The organism is Kineococcus siccus, from assembly GCF_009906795.1.
Classification (GTDB): domain Bacteria; phylum Actinomycetota; class Actinomycetes; order Actinomycetales; family Kineococcaceae; genus Kineococcus; species Kineococcus siccus.
Map to the genome: position 1 here is coordinate 1 of NZ_JAAALN010000356.1, position 2,346 is coordinate 2,346.

At 68.9% G+C, this 2,346-nt stretch carries 3 protein-coding genes; 2 read left to right on the plus strand and 1 reads right to left on the minus strand.

Translation table 11 applies throughout. From position 1 onward, the window contains the following. The first annotated feature begins 381 nt into the window (after positions 1 to 381). A complete protein-coding gene (locus tag GTR02_RS21345; RefSeq protein ID WP_166609479.1) occupies positions 382 to 1,338 on the plus strand; it encodes a Kelch repeat-containing protein in 957 nt (318 codons plus the stop codon). Positions 1,339 to 1,461: 123 nt separating this feature from the next. On the opposite strand, the gene GTR02_RS21350 is transcribed toward GTR02_RS21345, so the two are convergent. Beyond that, positions 1,462 to 1,938 carry an HIT family protein gene (locus GTR02_RS21350; RefSeq protein WP_166609480.1) on the minus strand — a complete coding sequence of 159 codons (477 nt, stop codon included), beginning with the start codon at positions 1,936 to 1,938 and terminating at the stop codon, positions 1,462 to 1,464. Between the two features lie 190 nt (positions 1,939 to 2,128). Here GTR02_RS21350 and GTR02_RS22530 point away from each other — a divergent pair. Continuing rightward, positions 2,129 to 2,346 (plus strand): hypothetical protein (locus tag GTR02_RS22530; protein WP_205709772.1); only part of this gene is annotated, 218 nt, incomplete at its 3' end.

Sequence of the window (2,346 nt, forward strand, 5' to 3'; positions counted from 1 at the left end):
TGCCGAAAGGCGTGTGGCTGCTACTAGGCCCTGGCTCTCAAGTTGCCAGCTTGACGCCCGTCTGTGCGACAGGAACCACCGCGACAGTCAGCCCGTCACAGCTGCATGATCGAGGGAGACATCGAGAGGAGGGCGACGATCATGCACCGACCAACACGCCGCACCGCGATCACCGCGACTGCCTTGGCCCTCCTCGCCACGACCGGTGCCTGCACCAAGACCCGCCGGACAGCAGCTGAGTCCATAGGTGAGGCCCTGCCAGAAGGATGGTCAACCCTGCCCCCGGCACCGGGCCCCGCACGCCTAGGGGCGCTGACGGCGTGGACCGGCACGCAAGCCGTCTTCCTGGGCGGCTCTCCCACCATCGCATTCAACGGGCTGATGTCCAGCGACTCCCCCACCCCAGCTCCCGCAGAAGTCCGCCACCGCGACGGCATCGCGTTCACCCCCGGCGCGACCCCCGCCACCGGTACTTGGCGCGCCCTGCCCGAAGCGCCCATCACCTACTACGACGCCAGCTCCGGTGCCCCCACCATCGACGGTAGCGTCTACTTCCTCGCCCCCCAGGCCCTCATGCAGTTCGACACCACCAGCGACACCTGGACCCGGCACGACATCCCTGCCGAGTCGACCGGCAACTGGCTACACGCCGCCGGGGACCACCTGATCCTCACCGCCGCCGGCTTCGAGGACATTCCGGACTACCAGTGGGACCACCGCACCCACGAGTGGTCGCGGGTGCCGACCGACCCACTGGGCCGGGCAGGACGACGCGCCATCAACACCCCGCACGGCTTCCTGCTCATCGCCATCGACCCCGACTACGCCCGCGACGACATCGGCCCACGGCCGCTGGCCGCCGCGCTACTCGACATCGAGGCGGGCACCTGGCAGCGGCTGCCGAGCTACCGGCAACTGGAAGGGGGGCAACTCACCCTCAACGGCAACCGCGTCATCGACGCCGTCCCCCTCGCAGGCTTCACCCCTGAGGTCGGGCCATATGCCGGAACCCAGCTACCGGCCGCCGGAGTCCTGACCCTTCCCGAGGGCACGTGGTCGACGCTGCCAGGCGCCGTGGGAGCAGCCGACCTCACCCCAGGGTGGTCCGTTGAAGCTGCTGGGGAAGGCCTGATCGCCACCCAGGGCCTGCTCTACGACGACCGCAGCCGCAGCTGGTCATCGCTGCCCCCACCTGTGGACAGCAGGGAAACCAGCCCCGGTGCAGTGGTGTGGGCTGATGACGTACTCATCGCCCTCGGCGCTAGCAGCGGTATCCCCGAGCTCGGCGACACCAAGGTCGATACCACCGCCAGGGTCTACCGCCCGTCCGTCCGGTGACCCAGCACGGCGTCAACAACCAGGACGACCGCTGACAAGTTCACGGTCATGGCGCTGCTCGCGCGTACTTCCGTCATGGCGCGGTGCGCGTCGTACGGTCATGGCTCTTGCACAGTGGCCGGGTCAGGCGTCCTGGCCGGGCGAGGCAAGGTGACCTGCGATGGAGGCGCGCAGCCCGTCGTGGTCAGCACTGAGCCGTCCTCGCGGATCAGTCCACTTCTCAGGTGGGTACGACCAGACTGGGCGGCGCAGAAGCTCGGGTGGCTCCCACTGGTAGCGGGGCCAGATGTGAGCGTGCAGGAAGGGTTCGACGTTGCCGAGGATCTCCAGGTTGACCCGTCGGAAGGCCGGGTCGGCCTGCTGGCATGCACGTTCGACCGCTTCTGCGAGCACGGACATGCTCTGCAGGAACGCCGTGCGCTGTGGGCGGGGTAGGTCGGAGAGGCGTCTGGCGGCGGGGTCGTCGGTGAGGAGGAGGCAGTAGCCGGGGAGCCACTGCTGATCGCCCATGACGGCGAAGCCGCCGGGTAGCCGCGTCAAGACCGTCGGGTTCTGACCGCGCAGGGCTGAGCCGATGCGGTCGCGCTTCCAGTCCTCCACACCCGGCACCGTAGCCAGTGCCGCGTCCGTCAATGTTGCGGCGCGGGACGCGCGGTCATGGCGCTGCTCGCGCGGAACGCGCGCTCATCCCGCGTTGTGCGCGTTGTCCCCGGCGACCTGCGACGTCGCGGTCTTGGCGAGATGCAGGTGCTCGGACGTGGAGATGTCGGCCGACCAGCACACTGATCACATGACCAAGCGGCCGAGGTGGCGGGCGACGAGGACTCGTCGACAGTCCAGGAACTTCGCCATCCTGTGGGGCGTCCTCGCGATCGCCTGGTGGCTCCTCCTCGTCTCTGGTGGGAGCTCGTGGTGGCAGTGGGTGACTGGGGCCGCTTGGACGTGCCTGGCCATCAGCTACTCCGTCTCGTGGCGCTTGTGGCGGCCTGAGTGGGACGACGCGAGGGG